Origin of the sequence: Paenibacillus sp. R14(2021) (assembly GCF_019431355.1) — a bacterium.
Classification (GTDB): Bacteria; Bacillota; Bacilli; order Paenibacillales; family Paenibacillaceae; genus Paenibacillus_Z.
In genome coordinates, this window is record NZ_CP080269.1 from 2516254 (window position 1) to 2533419 (window position 17166).

Genomic DNA, 17166 nt, shown 5'->3' on the forward strand with positions numbered 1-17166 from the left:
TGACCGGCCAAACGAAGTATGTCGCTTTAGTAACAAAAAAACAGTCGATCCGCGGCTGGGCCGTGAATCAACTGTTCGGATCTGGCTTATAGTAAGGATGATGATGCCATTATTTCAGCTGGACTCGATGGGGAAAGATCCGGTCGACCATGGCGTTGAATTCCGCAATGAAGCCCTGAATCGGATGGCCAAGCCTCACATCGTTCATGTATGCCGTCATCCGATTAACAAAGTCCGGATTCGACGATACATAGACTTCTTTGATTTGCGGTGACATGCGCTTCACTTCCTGCGCGATTCGATCTTTAAGGGACCCCGGTGCCGCGTTACTCATCTCCGTGCTGTTCTCGCTGTACGTTGACATGCCTCTTGACATCGGCAGCTCACGGTTCATCGCACTGTTCATGCTGGTACCGTAATTCTGGCCATTGTTCGTGCTGCCATACATTCCGTTATTCGTACCGTTCATCGTTTGCGGTAAAGAACGGCCGACCATCGGGCTGTTTCCCGTCACACGGTTCACATCCCTTTCACCAGTGCGCATCACGTTGCCGACATCGTTAACGCCGTTTCGCATCATGCGGTTTACGTCGCTTACACCGTTTCGTGTCATACGGTTCACATCGTTCACGCCAGTTCGTGTCATGCGGTTCACATCGTTCACGCCGTTGCCGATCACTCGGTTCACATCGTTCACGCCGTTTGCGATCACCCGGCCCATGTCGTTCATACCCTTCGACAGCATGCGTCCGACGCTTGGCACATTGGTCGATATGGAGCTTGCACGCGGACCTGTATGCATATTCGACATATAAGGCCGCATGTAAGCCTGCTGCGACCGGCTAAGCGGCGTTGGCGCAGTCAAGCTCATCGATTTAGGTCCCTTTGCATCTGCCCGGTCCTTCAAGGAAACGGCCACGTAAGCATTATCGTCGGTCAGCATGACATAAGCTTTGTTCACTTCCGGCATACGTTCAATACGTTCGGCAATGGCGCTGCTCATTTCCAGCCGATAATTTTTGTGGAGACCGACCAAATTATTGCTGTTCAGCCGGTGTCCATCCACGCGGTTCATTTCGTTCATCTGATCATTGGCAAAACGGGTATTCAAAATCCGGTTGCCGTTCATGTCGTATTCCACGCTGTTGCCACGAATATTTCGGTTGCCAAGCTCGCCGTGATTGCTGCTACAACCTGCCAGCACCGTCGATATCATCGCTCCCGCTGCCAGCATCGCCCACTTCCGCTGCATCGTCTCATCCTCCGTTTCATCATCTGAACCGTACTGATGCGGCCCGATAATAGCGTTAGCCGAACGGGGGAGAGCTATGCTTGGCAACTTTTTAGCTATTGAGCCATTTGGGCTCCTTGCTTCGATCTCCGATCCACGCTGATTCTGCAGCTGCACGCCACCACAACGACTACAGAAGTATCGCCATCGAAAGTGAACGATCTCAACGAGGGAACGATCGAAAACTGCTTTACAGAAGCGTCCCCAACACTTATGCTAAACCAAGCTACAGTCATATTTTTCCTATTTCTGTACATATTCTAGTCAAACATCAGGAGTGAACTTATGCGAACGATCAAAAGAACAGGTCTGCTTGTACTAATGCTTATCTTCGCAACATCCCTATTGGCAAATCTATTATATGCAGAGGCGGTAAACCCCGTTAAGAAAATGATTGCCGGAGGCGGTCGTAGTCTTATTCTGCTGCAGGACGGCACGCTCGTGATAAGAGGCGGAGGATTTCTTGAGCATTACGATAAACATGGCTTTGGCGTGCTTAGTAACGGGAATAGCAACTGGAAGGATATAACGGCTTCGGGAAGTGCGATATATGGCATAAAAAATGACGGGACGATGTGGGCATCAGGATTTAACGATGTCGGGCAATTAGGAACTGGCGATACGGATACGGGCCAAAAAATGAGACAAATCGGGAAGAACAAGAAATGGAAAATAGTAACGAGCGAATATGCCCATGCGGCGGCAATTGCCGAAGACGGCTCCTTATGGACATGGGGGCTGAACGGTGGAGGTCAGATTGGCGACGGCACGTTAACGAACAGACATGTCCCGACGAGGGTAGGTACTGCTACAGATTGGATAGAAGTATATACCGGAACCTGGAATACCGTAGCTGTGAAGCGCGATGGAAGCGTATGGGCCTGGGGGAATACTTGGGCCAGCATAATAAATGCAGAATATGCTACAAAGGGTAAAAAGGCTGTAACGAAGCCGCTCAAAATAGTGGATAAACTGAATTACAAAAAAATGTCCATCGGCTCGCAAGATACCATGTTCATCAAGAAAGACGGCACTTTGTGGGGCTGGGGATACGATTATAAGCGCAGCGCCTATAATCTTACTAGAATAAGCAATGAGAAATGGAAGGACGTTGCAGTCGGATCTTCGGAATTCGGAAGACCTAGCTATGCGATCAAGGAAGACGGCACATTATGGACCATTACAAAGCAAAGCATGGAAAAAAAGCAAGCAGGTGTTACTCGTAGCGTGCTTTCTGGGGTACAAATCAAAAGCATCTCTACGGATCATGATTGGAAGGCGCTTGCAGAGCAGCCGGATAGCAGCAATAATATGATCTTTATGAAACAAAATGGAAAGCTTTACGGCCTAGGTTTTAATAGTAGTGGGGAATTGGATGAACCAAGAGCAAATAAACCGTTTAAAGAGCTTTCTGTAATCGGAGAACTGACTGCCATTAATAACTATTACATTCAAAGCAAGTAAATCGGATTGTTCGGATGATGCCGATCCGATATGGCAGCAGGACGTATCGTAAGCCCGGCATGATATTGCCGGGCTTTATTTGTTGTTCTTCCTGGATGCTGAGCGCGGAATACTCGCGAACCAGCAGTTCGCTTAACCAACAATGTTTACCGGGGACATCTTTGGATAAAACGGATGATTTTGGATAAGGTATTAACATTACTTTAGCCAAAGGAGCGCATTTCATTGAAATTCCGTAAATATCGTTCCGCAAGGATTGCCACAGAACCTGTTCTACATGCTCCTCATGCCGGCTGCGATATTCCGATCGTGTCAACCCTCTCGAAAAATGAACAACTCTTAAAAGGGATCTTCCAAAATTGCTCCGATGTCGTGTTCCATTCCACTCCAACGCCCATGCATACCGAAACGCTCGCTCTATACATCAACGGCTTGCCCGATACGAAGCATTTGGATGATATCATCCTGAACTCCCTCATCGGCTCCGACTCGCAGAGCCCGCAACAGGCGTTTCACAAGAATTTTACCCCTGTCAGCATGTCAAGGAAGGTAGCATTACTATCCGACGTCGTTGATAGCGTCTTAGGAGGCGAAGTCGTTTTTCTATTTGAGGGAGAAGAGCATGGCCTTGCGGTATCCGTTCAAGGTAATGAAAGAAGGGCGATTGAAGACCCGCCTTCGGAGCCGGTCATTCGCGGCCCTCGCGAGGGATTTGTGGAAAGTTTATTGACAAATACAAGCTTGTTGCGCAGAAGGCTGCGGAGCGCCAATTTAAAAATCGAGATGTCTGAAATCGGACAGCTCTCCCGTACGGAGGTCGCAATCGTTTATTTGAAAGACATTGCGAAAGATGAGCTTGTGAACAACGTTCGTGACCGACTAAATCGTATCCAAATCGACGGGGTGCTGGAGTCTGGATATATCGAGGAATTTATCGCGGATGCCCCGTACTCGCCGTTCCCCCAAATTCAAAACACAGAACGCCCTGACGTCGTGATTGGGAGTCTTCTTGAAGGAAAGGTAGCCATTATAACCGACGGTACCCCCATCGCATTGATACTGCCAATGACTTTTTGGGCCGGGCTGCAGGCGAGCGAAGATTATTACGAAAGATCGTTCATTTCGACGCCTATTCGTTGGCTGCGCATATTATTTACGTCCGTATCCTTATTACTTCCTTCCATGTACGTTTCGCTAGTGAGTTATGACCATCCGGCTTTGCCTACCAATCTCCTCCTTAGCATCGCATCGTCGCAGAGACTGTCCCCCTTTCCGGCTATCATCGAAACGCTTCTAATGGAGATCACGTTTGAAGCCTTGCGCGAAGCAGGGGTACGACTTCCCAAAGGCGTGGGCTCCGCAGTCACCATTGTCGGCGGAATCGTCATCGGACAAGCGGCCGTTCAGGCGGGCTTTATTTCAGCCCCGGTGGTTATCGTTGTCGCAACTACGGGAATCGCATCGTTCATCATTCCCCGGTATAATTTCGGACTGGCTTTCCGTTTGTTAAGATTCCCGCTGCTTCTGTTGTCTGGTTTCATGGGCTTCTTCGGGTTAATGATTGGCATTATTGCGATTATCATTCATTTAGCTGCGCTCCGTTCCTTTGGCTTGCCCTACCTCTTTCCGGTGGCACCTCTGTCGATGGTTGGATTAAAGGACGTATTTCTTCGTAAGGCGTGGTTCAGTATGAACTTACGACCAAGCTCGGCGGCTCAAAATAACCTCTTAAGGATACCGCCGGAACAGCAGCCCGATCAACGCAACAAAGGGGATTAGAATGAGGGGGCCCGTAATATGAAAACAGAGAAGCTCTCGCCGTGGCAATTTATCATTATAACGTGTGTCTCGGTATTGGGTACGGAAATCTTTAACATCGCTGCCTTCCCTGCACAATTCGCCAAGCAGGACGCATGGTTGTCCGTCTTGATTGCCCCGATTTCGGGGGTTTGGTGCATACTGGTTACAACCTCGCTCGCTGCCCGTTACCCTAACATGACAATTATCGAGTACAGCAGGCGCATTTTAGGAAAATGGTTAAGTAAGATAGTGGAAATGTACTATTTGAGCGTGCTTTTCGTATACACTTGCGTCATTTCAAAGGTCATCATCGATTTGATCGTGTTGATTTCCCATCCGCTCACCCCTCATGTTGTCATACTGATCATGCTGTTCAGTGTCTGCGGAATCGCTGCTTGGTATGGAATAGCAGTCATCGGCCGATGCGGCGAGATCATTTTTCCGATCATGATCGTCATCGCTCTCTTGATCTTATTGTTTACGATCCGAGATTGGGATTCCCTATATCTTCGCCCTGTTGCGGAGCACGGGCTGCTTCCGATTTTGCGGGGTGCCGCTGTGCCCAGCGGATGGCATGGCGAACTCATGCTTACGGCGTTCTTGATTCCGCTGCTGAACCAACCCGGAAAGGCCCGTAAGGCATCGCTGTACACGACGGTTATCATTACGCTTTTTATGCTGAAAACCGTACTCGAATGTACGCTTGTCGAAGGCCCGCTCGTCTCGAAATTCCCGTTCCCTTACGCGGCGGTTATCCGCTACATAAGTTTAGGTGACGTGCTAGAACGGATCGACCCCGTTTTTTTACCGATTTGGGTCTCCGCGGGATTCCTTAAACTGGCTACGTTTCTTTTTGTCACTTGTCTCTGTCTCAGTCGGATCTGCCACGTGAACAACCAGAGAACGGTTACCCTGCCGGTAATGCTCGTCATTTTTGTCGGAACGCTTTGGACGATGAAGAGCGCGCCGGGAATGGATGCTCTCTTGCAGTTCTACTTCTATTCCTTCCCCGTCGCAAGCTTCATTGCTGCCAATCTAATTCCGTCCCTTCTGTTAGGCATTGATTGGATTCGTTCAGCTTGGAGGGTCGCACATGATTAACAAGTGCGCCGCGGCGAGTGCGATCATTGTCGTATGCTCGCTTATTACCACTGGGTGCTGGGACAGACAAGAAGTCAAAAATTTGGCGATTGTTACGGCAACCGGCCTAGACTACAACAAGGACGGTACGTATACGCAAAGCGTTCAGATCGCGATTCCGTCACCGACGACGCAAGCCAGCGGCGGCGGCAATGATCAAAAAACTTTTTTCGTCATCTCAGCCAAAGGAAAAACCTTAGCCGATACGCGCCAGCATTTGCAGCAAACCATACATCTTAAGCTGTATTATTCGCATCGCAGAGTGATCATCATCGGCGAGCAAATGGCGAGAAACGGACTGGAACAAGTGCTTGACAGCTTTCATCGAGAAATTGACATGCGGATGAGGAACATGGTGTTCGTAACCAAAGGAACGGATGCCGCTGCGATGCTGAAATCTCCGGTAACACTTGAATCCATTCCAGCCGATCAGTTTCGGTATCTGCATTTACAACCCTCGGGCAGATCGACAACGATTATGAATTTCGATGCGACGGCATCTTCCGAAGGCATCGATCCGACTATGGGTGCATTCGAGGTGGTTCAAGAACATTCCTCTGACGAATCGGCGACTTCTCAAACAACGGCTCCCAAGCCGCGCATCAAACTTTACGGCGTAGGGATATTCAAGAAATTGAAGCTGGTCGGTTATCTGAATGACGAAGAAACCCGTGCCTTGAACTGGATCACAGGGAATATCACCGATTCTTACCTGACCACGTACATTCCGCAAGGACACGGTAATGTCAGCGTGCACATATTGGGGGCTAAGCGAGCCATTCATTCAAAAGTATTAGGCAAGACGATAAGAATGAACGTCTCTGTATCAGGTGAATGCGAGCTTATCGAAGATGGTACCGATCTCGACTTTAGTCGACCTGAAAACGTAAAGCTCGTGAATGATATCCTCTCTTCGACAGTGAAGCGATCCATCGAAAATTCCGTGAAGAAAACCCAGCAGCTTTACAAGGCGGATGTCTTCGGGTTCGGACGTATTTTCCACGCCGCGCATCCGCAGGAATGGAAGCAGCTCTCTGCTCCTTGGTCAACCCTATATCCGCAAGTTGACGTAACCGTTCATACCCAAATATCCGTTATCGGCAGCGGCTTCGCGAAAATGCCGCTGTACCGAAACGAAAGCTCAGGAGAGGTCAAATGAAGGAGATCCTGAACGTTCTGTTATTCTCTACGTTGGTTTCCGCGGCGACGATCATTCAAGTTCGCAGACTCATTCGCAAAAACGAGCGGAAAACATCCATGACGTACATTGCGGTAATGATTGTTGTCGTGTTCATGTATGCCGTTGTGACCCTGAAAGCAAAACTCATGTTTAATCCGATGAGCATTTTGCAGATCCCTTTGGAGAATATCGGTAAATACCTGTTCAAATAATTAACATCGACAACCCTATACACTGCAGGGGCCGGGTGCACCTCGTAATCGGTGTCCCGGCCCTTGCTGTACGACTTCATTTTCTGATTCCCATTTCTCTAAGCTTCACCTTAACATGCAATTTAACGTCTACCGTTCGATATTCTTTCTTCCATTCATCTTCATGCCAATTTCGCGTTTTACTCCTTACGAAATCCCCTAATCCAAGCGGATCGATCCCTGCTTCTTTAAACAATTGGATGAGACCCATTCCATTCGCGGTAAGATCCTTTTCGTAACGGTCTTTGATTCGCTGCTTCGCTTCCATTGGAAATCGAAGCCCTCTCGATTCAATCAATTCGCCGCTTAGGCTCAGGTTTATCGTGATTTTCGGAGGCTTCGTTTGTTTACTGACGTGATAACTTACGTTCGAACCCACGTCTTGAAGCGCAGCGTAGGATCCATCGTCCAGCTTGGCCTCCAGGACACCTTCCTTCACCTTGCCTAGAAGGAGCTTCATGAGCCGCATCTGCTTCTCGTTCAGCGCCATCACGTATTTATCGTCCTTAAATAAAGCCAATCCGGCTATCATGACTTGATTATTTTGCAATTTAAGGAGAGGCAGAAAAGGGTCCATGCCTTTGCCCAAATAGGCGTACTCGAACTCGTGCAGGGTTTGCCTCGGCACTAACCCGCTTCGCACGTTCGTATCGAGCAGGTTATACAAAAAGATCCCTTTCTCCGCATCGGAACTGAAATTCGCCTGCAGCAGCTCCTTTGCATTGCCATCGACAATGGCCAAATACATCCTTCGCGAAATTTGAGCGTCTCGCAAAGCCACATCCAAATTTATAGCCAGCCCTTTCGCCGCCAGATCTTTCCCATATAGCAACACCGATAGCTTACCGGAATTAATGGGCCGATCGACTTGCATGTCCATTAAATCCTTAATCGTCTTGGCCGTGTGGCCGACCTTGGATTGCAATAGATTCGACACGGCACCCGGTTTCCCGGCTTGAAATTTGGGCATCGCCATCGTTAATTCGATTTGTTCGTTCGGCGCCTCATCCATGGCGCAGACCATGAACAGGGAAATGCGATCGACAATTTGCTGCTTCACGCACCCCGTTAACAGAAAACAGATGGCAAGCAGGAGGAAGAGAATCCGCTTCATATCGTTCTTCTCGCCATCATTCTGATTCTATTGACGATAAACAGGAACGGAACATACGCATAAATCATATAAAAACCGAACTGGGTTAACGTCGTTTGCACGTCCTCGATTCGATGACGGTCCGGGATCAGACATACGGCAATAAAGACCATAATGATCAAGAACGGCAGGACGGTCAATTGCTTCACGGTAAACATGAATTTCAACATGCGGCTGGAAGCCCACAAGCAGAAGCAGATGATCGGAATGACCGAGAGGATCTGCGAAACGGCGCCGACGAATTCGAAGCGTTCGATAAAAGGAAATTGGACGAATTTATATTTGGTTAATTGCGGCCATATTTCCTTCGATAATTGTTCGGGCTTGAACAATAACAAGGAGAAGAAAATAATAATCAGGTAAGTCACTGTCGTAAGCAAGTTAGCCCAATGTGCCCATTTTTGCGATTTGTTCGGCGTTCGAATGAACGTGTAGCAGAAAAAAAGCATCTCCACGCCCATAAACGGAAACGTCATTCCCTTCCCTGCTTGGATGATCGCGCCAAGCGAATGATCTAGCACGGGCGTTAAATTGTTGAAATGAAAAAAACCGGCTGCAAAAAACACGACGATCACCGTAAGATAACGCACGGAGCAAACCACGCAAATGCCCACGATAACTCGAAATCCGCCTGCTGTGATGTAATAAGCAAGCAGAAGCAGAACCAATGCCAATGCCCATGTTACAAGCTCGGGAAACAGCCATACTTGTATGATTTCGATAAACTCCCGCAAATAAAAGCATGCAACGGTCAGGAAGTACGCGATAAAAATCACGTTCAGGCTCTCTCCTGCCCATTTTCCGAAAAAAAGGCGATGAATCCGGAATAGATCGGTTTCATGATGGTTGAGAATGTCGTATATCATCCAAATGATGACGTGGAAGCTAATCCCGCATAGAATGACGCTGATCCACGAATCTTGGCCGGCGGCTTGAATCAGCTTGTTCGACATGGAGAGGTATTCGTTTCCGATTTGCATCGAATTAAATAAGATAAAAACCAGGAAAGGCGATATAGTCAAACGCAGATGTTCCGTTGATTTCATTTTTGCATCACCCCCGAGCCGGTTCATTCGTCTATATCTCGTTTTTTCCTTTTGTTATCCTTCTCGAATCTTACGGGCTTGGGCGATCGGAAGAAGCTGAACCGATGATGAAACTTGGCATATGGAGGGCGAATGACGGTATCGTACAAATCGGAAGTGCGAAAAGGATAAAACGGAACCAAGTACGGCATCCCGAGAGACGTTAATCGCAGCAGATGCGCAAACAAGGCAAGCGTGCAAATTGAGATTCCCAATAATCCCCATAATTGAGCTGCGAAGATAAAGGGAAACCGAATCACCCGAATGGTAGCGCTCATTCGAAAAACAGGCGTAGCGAAAGAAGCAAGCGCCGCCAAAGCCACAATAATCAATAAAAAGTTGCTTGTAAGCGCAGCTTGAACGGCGGCCGTACCAAGCACGATACCTCCGACAATGCCAATGGTTTGACCGATTTTCGAAGGCAATCTGGCGCCGGCTTCTCGCAGCAATTCGATGGCAAGCTCCATAATGAGCACTTCCACGACAGGAGGAAACGGGACATTGATCCGCGAAGAAACGATCGTGGGCAAAAAGACGTTCGAAATGCCCTGACTGTGATAAGTCATGACCGCCACATATAAGGGTGAGGCAAAGACGGAGAACATGACTGCAGACATGCGAATCAGCCTCATTATAGACCCGATAATCCACGGTAAATAGTAATCCTCATACGAAATGAAAAATAACCACAAGTTAACTGGCGCCATAAACGCAGTTGGGGATCCGTCCATGAGAACGCAAATTTGTCCCGACGATAAGGCCCAGGCAACGTAGTCAGGCCGTTCGGTTCCGAGCGTCTGCGGAAAGATGGAGTTGGCATTATCTTCAATCATTTGCTGCAGCAAGGTGGTATCCGTGATTTGATCGAATTGCACGCCCGCGATGCGCTGCATGCATGTATGAATATATCGTTCGTTCGTTATTCCCTCTATATAACAAACCGCAATTCTCGACTTCGATATGCTCCCTACACTGAGTTCTTTGATACGCAATTCGGGTACGGAAATTCGCTGGCGAATCAAGTTAAGATTGATGTCCAATGATTCAACGAAGGCTTCTTTCGGTCCTTCCACGGTGAACTCGATTTCAGGTATCGTTACGCTGCGACCGTTGAATGCGGCGGCATTGACTAGAATACATCGATGGCTTTGATATCCATATTGAATAGCGACATTTCCCCGTAAGATTTTGTTTTGAATATGATTCCAATCGAAGGATATTTCTTTTTCCGCAATCGGGATCGATTGATACAAATCGGCGAAAGAGATGTCCGAATCTCTGCTCAGGCAGCCCAGAATATGTTGATGCAAGATTTTTGGTTCTGTAGAAGATTTATAATAGCCGATGTAATAAGGCTCATTCTTCGTTTGATGCTCGTAGCAAACAAAATCCGATGATTCACTAAGCTCCTTCCATAAACGGGGGACTGCATCCATTCTGATCACTCTTTTCCAATTTTCAACTCTCACGTTCATTGTCTCACTTCAAGCGGATACTTATTCACAATCAAAGCATGGCTTAACGTATAGAGAAGAGATAGGCCAAAGAAATAGGGATAGGCGAAAGAATCCCATTAGACGCATGACCGTCATCGAGGGCGGAGGCCGGCTAAGAAATACGCAGCACGAAAAAAGCGGCAGCCGTGGACCTTGTAAGTCCTCGTCTGCCGCTTCTATTAGGTTACGCGACGCTTAAGTCGCCGAATTCAAACCGAGCTGCTCCGCATAACGATCGTGGAGCTCCTGCCAGCCGTATTTATAAGCATTAAGCCCTGCCATCGAGGGCATATCCTTGCCGGCAGCAACGCCGGTTAATCCGTCCAGACAGAGATGCCAGCCCGCGGCATAGGAAGCTGCCTGCTTGCGGTCCGTGAAGGTGTGACGAAGCGTAAGGACTGTCGCTGTGCCTTCGCCGCTCAGCTCCCAGCGCAATACGTCGGTTCCCCAGCTGAATACGAGCACATGCGGCGCTTGGACTTCCATGACGCGGCCTTCGCCTTCCTCTGCCTCCGGAACGCCGACTGGCGTCAGACGAACCTCCCCGGTCTCGGTTAAATCCCTATTAGGCTTAAACGGTCCCCAGCTTGGAATCTTCTCGGCTTGGGTAAGGACAGCCCAGACTTCCTCGCAAGCATGCTCGAGCGTTTGCTCGAGTACAACGACCCATTGGCCGCCTTCCTCAAGCAGCTGCACATTGTCCACACGTTTCGTATTCATCGTTTCGTTCCCTCCCGTGAATATTTTCAAATTCAGCTGGGCTGCGCCGACATTATGAAAAAAACCGAAGTGCCTCAGGTACTCCGGTTTCCTTCGTTATTGGCAGGCCTCGCAAATGCCGTAAATTTCAAACCGGTGATTCAAGATCTTATAGCCGCCGGGCACATGGACCTGCTCCATTGGACAATAGTCGAAGCTGAGCGTTTTCTCGCAGTTCACGCAGATTAGATGATGATGGTGATGCGACAAGCAGTTTGCCTTGAACTTCAATCCGCCGTCCATCGAATAGAACTGCTCCAACACACCCATTTCGCTCATCATCCGCAGGTTCCGGTACACGGTATCAAAGCTCATGCTCGGATACGTAAGTACCATATTATCGTAAACGTCCTTCGGCGAGAGATAACCGCCATGCTCCGAGATGATCATGACCATCGATTTGCGCTGGTCCGTAATCCGCCAGCCGTTACGCGTCATGGCAGCGAGCATTTCCTTGGCGTTCTCTTCTGCGCTGATCGAAGTCGAACAGTGTTCGCGAACGTGGAGATGATCGCCTTCGTTATGATGTTCATCGCTCATTCGTCATCTCTCCTGTCTGTTTCTCCTATCCCTTATTACCTACTACTGTAACAAAAAATAGCGGACACGCCAAGGGCGCAGGCCGATTGCTGCGGGACATACGGTCCCGAACGCGGCCTGCTGGGCAGAACAAGAAGGGCACCCCGGTAAATCCGAGGCGCCCTCCTAGTCAATCCCCTTGCCGTCATCGGCGCTTACGACAATCCAGTCAGCTTCAATAGGACGGATTCCGCGGGCGCAAGCGGCAGCTCAATATCTCCGCTGCCCTCGGCAACTGTGCCCGCCCATAGATCTTTGAGCGTATATGCATGCGTGCTCCCGCCTGCAATGACACGATCGAGCAGGACGCGTTTAAGCGCAGGCGATCCTTTGTCATAATTAAATACGGCCAGATAGATCACGTGCTCCCCGTCTTCCTTCGCTTCCAGCATGAACATATCCGCTGCCCCCGAGCCGTAAGCTCCCTCGATGGGCAAGAAGGTTTCCCCGCGCCGCGCCAGCGTTATGACCTCCGCGTTCGGCAGCCACTCCGCCGCTCTTGCCCTTGCCTCTTCCTTGCGGAAATCGTCTCCGAGCAGCAGAACCGTTCCGCTGATAACGGACGCGTTCAACCGGCTTCTTCCTTCCTGATCCGAGGTTGCTTCTTGATTAAAGCTCTTGTACAGAACGGTATGATCGGGATCATTGAACCGGTAGAGCGCCCCGCTCGCCCACCAGGCATTGGTGAGCGAATTCAGCATATACTCGGTATCTGCCAGCATGCCGAAGGCATCGCATGAAATGCGCCGGCTATGTCCGTACTGATAGGGAAACAGCGGCGCGATCGACAGATTAATATGGAAGGGCCGGCCGATTCGTTCAGGATCCAGCCGCCGGCGAATCGTCTCCATGCCGAGATTGTACGCTTGAATGCCCGTCTGAATCGACTTGTCGTAGTGCCGGCCTTCCAGCGCCCCATGCCCGAGAAAGTCGAGCTTCACATACGCGAAGCCAAGCTCCACGAAACGGTCCAGACAATAGGCTGTCCGCAGCACGCTGCCGGGATGCGTCGGATCAATGGCGAGCCCGCCGTCCAAGTCCGGCAGTACGTTTCCTTCGCGGTCGCGCAGGAGCAGCTCGTCATACGTGTAGCGACCGTCCGTACCTTCGACCGCACGCCCGGTATCCCTGCCCCAGAAGGCAAAGGGCGTCCAGTAGATGCCGGCCTTCTGGCCGTTCCCATGGACATGCGCTACCGCCTGCTCCAGCTGCTCCGACGATAAATTCGTCCAGAACGAGTCGAAGTTGATATATACGTCGCCTTGATTATGAAAGCCTTCCTTCTGCATCTGACTCAGAAAATCCGACGTCGACACGTACAGCTCGTAATCCAGCTTGTCAGCTGCGGCGGACCAGCTGTTCCAGCCGAAAGGCACGCCGTGCTCCCACGCTAGAGCAGGCGTAACCGCGGCATTGGCCTGCCCGAATGCTTCAAGACCCCGGCGGTAATCGCCGTAAGCGCCGATCCAGATGACCGGCGACGTCAGCACCGTTCCGCTCACCGTGCCATGAGGAATGCTGTCCCGCGTCAGCTCCCCCGCTGCTCCGCCGTACACTTCGATGCGCTCGATGGCCGCGCCGCTTCCGCTCGATAATTTAAGCCCTGTTTTCCATGTGTCGTGCAGGACTGAACCGATTACGATTCCGTTTCTGGACCGCGGCTCATAAACAGCGGTGACCTCATAGCTCTCCAGAGTGCCCGGCATCTCTACCGATTCGTAACGTACCCACTTGTCGTTATCGAACGGCACCAGCAGCGCCTGCAGCTCCGATTGGACTGAAGCCGCTCCCAGCTTCAGCGTCCCCGCTTCCTCGCAGCTGATGAGCGGCGCCATGTAACTGGATGCCAGCCCTTCACCCTCCGGCGCTTCCAGCTCGAAGGATACCGTGAGAAACGGCCTCCCCTCATATACGGTAAAATGCTGCATCAGAAGCGGCAGCTCCGGCGACGAATGCCTGATCGTTACGCGCTTGCCATGACCCAGCGCTTCCCGAACAGTCTCGCACCCAGCCTCATGCTGGAGGTAATCCGTCGTGAACCGGTGCTCCTCCTGCCAATCGTAGGCCGAGGCTGCGCCGATGAGCGCCGAGCCGTCGCGCCATTTGACCTCGTAGGTTCCCGCTTCCGTGTTCACATGCAGCGCCAGCAAACCGTTATCCACCGTCAATACCGTTTCTTCCGTCTTCGTTTCGATCGGGCCATGCTCCACGTTCATCTTCCCCATCCTCCCAGTTAAATGGATGAAAGGGGGCATGACTGCCCCCTTCGCTGCAACCTATTTCCAAAGCTCCAGACGGGCCTTGTAATTGTCCGTGATCGCTTGCTCAACTTGTTCGTCGCCCGCCGCTTTCATCTCCGACAGCATCTTGTCGAAGCCGGCATTGGCGTCTTGCTCGGATTTCGAAATGATGATCTTGGTGAGGGACTGCTTCATAATATCCTGCACCTTCTGGTAGCTTAGCGAAACCGGCGTGCCGCCTTCCGGATTCAAATTGTCGTACGGCGACGTGTCGTAGACGGAATCGAGCAGGTTCTTCGTTGCCATTTGCTCGATCTCTCCTCTGTTAAGCTTGGAAATATCGTACGGCGTGCCGTCGGAGCCAAGGCCGTTCTTGATGAACCACGTCCATGTCCGAATACCTGTCTTCTTCGTTTCCCCAGCCCAATCGTCCTTCAGACCCTTCAGTACATCCGCATTCGGCGTGTGCTTCCCGTCCTTGGCGTCCCAAGTTTGGCCTTGAACGCCCCACATAAGCAGATACTGGCCTTCCTCGCTCGCCAGGAAGTTGATGAACTTCATCGTTTCTTCCGGATGCTTGTTCTTCTTCGTGATGGCGATGGCATCCCACCCGAGCGGGCTGCGCGGTCCGTACGTTGTCTTCGCAGGGTCGGTGCCAGGAGCTACGACTTTATAAGCAAACAGCTGCTTGTCGGCACTGCCGCCCTTCTTAAGCGCGCCGTTCGCGCCGCCGAGATCCCAGTACGCCGATACGGTCGAGAAGGCGATACCGTTCGAGATCTTCTGCTCCCACGTTTGCGTTTTGTTCACGGCCCAATCCTGCTCGATCAAGCCTTCGCGGTACAGTTTGTTCATGTACAGGATCATCTCGCGGTATTTCGGGTCCTTCACGTCGAATTTCAGGCTGTCTCCGTCCTCGAAATACGGCTTCATGCCCCACATGCCCTTGAAGGAGCCCAGCACGGCGCCCATGTTCTCCGCGTTCAGAATGAGCGGAATCGAGGCTTTGCCGTCAATGTTCGGATACTTCGCCTTGAAATCCTTCAGCAGCTGCTCGAATTCGTCTGTCGTGAAGGGCTGTCCGCCCTCGGCCTTGTCAGGCGCAAGCTCTTTCAGGAAGTCTTTACGCATTTGCACGCCGAATACAGGGTCGTTGTCCATGCCGTACCAGTTGGAGAGGTAATAGTTCTTGCCGTCCTTGAAGCGCGTCTTCTGCAAAATATCGCCGTACTGCTGCTTCACGTCAGGTCCGTACTTGTCGATCAGCTCGTTAAGCGGAATGATCGCGCCAGCCGCGATGTATTTGTTCACGATGTCGCCGCCGCGGTCCATCAGGATGATGTCCGGCAGGTCGTTCGAGGCCAGCATGAGGTTCAGCTTCTCGGACGGATTGCCCGTTGGCTGCTGAATTTCAACCTTCACGCCAGTGCGCTTCATAATTTCCTGCGCCACGGGATTGTCGAAAGCGGCGCCTGTATTTTTATCAAAGAAGGTCAGCGTGATCGGCTCCGACGGTTTATCGGCGTTTGCCGTATCCGCGTTTGCCGCATCCGTACCCGTATTCGCGTTCTTCGTGTTCGTATTCGCGGCAGCCGTATTCCCCGTATTGTTCGCATCGTTCGATCCATTGCTTCCGCAGCCGGCAAGCAGCGCCGGCGTAAGGGCCATTGCCAGTATCAGCGGCAGCACTTGTTTTTTCTTCATAGAACATTTCCCCCTATTGGCATATTGGATGACAGCTGTTTACGATCGCATGCAGCAGGCCGTGCGTACGCTGGCCGGCCATCCCCCCTCTCAAGGAACTGAACAAGATCCAGCTCAGCTCTTCACGGCGCCGAGCGTCATGCCTTTCACGAAATAGCGCTGCAGGAACGGGTATACCATGACGATCGGCAGCGTAGCGACCATGGTCGCGGCCATCCGGATCGTATCCGACGAGACGGCCAGCCGCTTGCTGGAATCGGCGAGCTTCTGGGCATCCGACACCATCGCGCCTGTCTGATACTGATTCAAGATTTTTACAAGCACCGCCTGCAGCGTCTTCAAGCTCGACTTGTAGGTGAACACATAAGAATCGAACCAAGCATTCCAATGGCCGATGGCCGTGAACAGCGCAATCGTCGCCAGTACCGGCACCGTAAGCGGCAGAATAATGCGGAAATAAATGTGCAGGTCGTTGGCGCCGTCTATCTTGGCCGATTCCGTAATTTCCTGCGGGAGCTGCTCGATGAAGGTCCGAATGAGAATCATATAGAACACATTCATGAGACCCGGAAGAATGAACACCCAGAAGGTATCGATCAGGAATAGGTTCTTCAGCACCATATAATAAGGAATGAGACCGCCGCCGAAGTACATCGTGAAGATGAAATAGAGCGTTACCGGCCGCCGTATAACGAGGTCGCGGCTGCTCAGCGGATAGGCGAGCAAGCTGATCACGATTACCGTCAACGGCGTGCCGACGAGCGTCCGCGCCACCGTCACCCACACGGCATGCAATATTTCGCGGTCGGTCAGAATTTCTTTGTAGCTTGTAAAGGAAAGCTCGCGAGGCCAGAAATAAATGCCCCCTTTAATGGTATCGGACGCGCTGTTCACCGACAGGATGAATACGTTCCAGAAGGGGTAAAACGTCACGAATACGATCAGGATCAGAAAGAGATATACCACGCCGGTGTACAGCAGGTCTCCCATCGATCTGCTTCTCATGTCATCACTCCTCTCTCGT

14 protein-coding genes are annotated in these 17166 nt (G+C 50.9%); 5 read left to right on the top strand and 9 right to left on the bottom strand.

The annotated features are described in order from the left end of the window. Positions 1–109: 109 nt before the first annotated feature. Positions 110–1252: a YhcN/YlaJ family sporulation lipoprotein gene (locus tag KXU80_RS11885; RefSeq protein WP_219838375.1), complete on the bottom strand. Its 1143-nt coding sequence runs from the start codon at positions 1250–1252 to the stop codon at positions 110–112. Positions 1253–1576: 324 nt separating this feature from the next. Between KXU80_RS11885 and KXU80_RS11890 the strand changes: the two genes are divergently transcribed. The 5 genes from KXU80_RS11890 to KXU80_RS11910 all read left to right on the top strand — a co-directional run bounded on the left by KXU80_RS11890 (position 1577) and on the right by KXU80_RS11910 (position 7087). After that, entirely contained in the window at positions 1577–2755 is a 1179-nt protein-coding gene (locus tag KXU80_RS11890) for an RCC1 domain-containing protein (RefSeq protein WP_219838376.1), read from the top strand. Positions 2756–2980: 225 nt separating this feature from the next. Beyond that, complete coding sequence (locus tag KXU80_RS11895; RefSeq protein WP_258171363.1) at positions 2981–4534, top strand: spore germination protein; 1554 nt, start codon at positions 2981–2983, stop codon at positions 4532–4534. Between the two features lie 18 nt (positions 4535–4552). After that, positions 4553–5656, top strand: a complete 1104-nt coding sequence (locus KXU80_RS11900; protein ID WP_219838377.1) for a GerAB/ArcD/ProY family transporter — start codon at positions 4553–4555, stop codon at positions 5654–5656. After that, positions 5649–6854 carry a Ger(x)C family spore germination protein gene (locus tag KXU80_RS11905; RefSeq protein ID WP_219838378.1) on the top strand — a complete coding sequence of 402 codons (1206 nt, stop codon included), beginning with the start codon at positions 5649–5651 and terminating at the stop codon, positions 6852–6854. The genes KXU80_RS11900 and KXU80_RS11905 overlap by 8 nt, the downstream gene beginning before the upstream one ends. After that, positions 6851–7087, top strand: a complete 237-nt coding sequence (locus tag KXU80_RS11910; RefSeq protein ID WP_219838379.1) for a hypothetical protein — start codon at positions 6851–6853, stop codon at positions 7085–7087. The genes KXU80_RS11905 and KXU80_RS11910 overlap by 4 nt, the downstream gene beginning before the upstream one ends. A 76-nt stretch (positions 7088–7163) precedes the next feature. Here KXU80_RS11910 and KXU80_RS11915 read toward each other — a convergent pair whose 3' ends face one another. From KXU80_RS11915 to KXU80_RS11950, 8 genes are all read right to left on the bottom strand, one after another. Further along, positions 7164–8240 carry a Ger(x)C family spore germination protein gene (locus tag KXU80_RS11915; protein ID WP_219838380.1) on the bottom strand — a complete coding sequence of 359 codons (1077 nt, stop codon included), beginning with the start codon at positions 8238–8240 and terminating at the stop codon, positions 7164–7166. Then, entirely contained in the window at positions 8237–9325 is a 1089-nt protein-coding gene (locus KXU80_RS11920) for a GerAB/ArcD/ProY family transporter (protein WP_219838381.1), read from the bottom strand. The genes KXU80_RS11915 and KXU80_RS11920 overlap by 4 nt, the downstream gene beginning before the upstream one ends. 23 nt (positions 9326–9348) lie before the next feature. Beyond that, on the bottom strand, positions 9349–10800 hold the full coding sequence (locus KXU80_RS11925; protein ID WP_219838382.1) for a spore germination protein: 1452 nt from the start codon (positions 10798–10800) through the stop codon (positions 9349–9351). A gap of 255 nt (positions 10801–11055) precedes the next feature. Beyond that, positions 11056–11580, bottom strand: a complete 525-nt coding sequence (locus KXU80_RS11930; RefSeq protein ID WP_219838383.1) for an SRPBCC family protein — start codon at positions 11578–11580, stop codon at positions 11056–11058. A gap of 96 nt (positions 11581–11676) precedes the next feature. Continuing rightward, entirely contained in the window at positions 11677–12159 is a 483-nt protein-coding gene (locus KXU80_RS11935) for a Fur family transcriptional regulator (RefSeq protein ID WP_219838384.1), read from the bottom strand. Positions 12160–12353: 194 nt separating this feature from the next. Continuing rightward, complete coding sequence (locus KXU80_RS11940) at positions 12354–14414, bottom strand: alpha-galactosidase (protein ID WP_219838385.1); 2061 nt, start codon at positions 14412–14414, stop codon at positions 12354–12356. A gap of 60 nt (positions 14415–14474) precedes the next feature. Then, on the bottom strand, positions 14475–16142 hold the full coding sequence (locus KXU80_RS11945; protein WP_219838386.1) for an extracellular solute-binding protein: 1668 nt from the start codon (positions 16140–16142) through the stop codon (positions 14475–14477). A gap of 114 nt (positions 16143–16256) precedes the next feature. Further along, positions 16257–17147 carry a carbohydrate ABC transporter permease gene (locus KXU80_RS11950; protein WP_219838387.1) on the bottom strand — a complete coding sequence of 297 codons (891 nt, stop codon included), beginning with the start codon at positions 17145–17147 and terminating at the stop codon, positions 16257–16259. Positions 17148–17166: the final 19 nt, after the last annotated feature.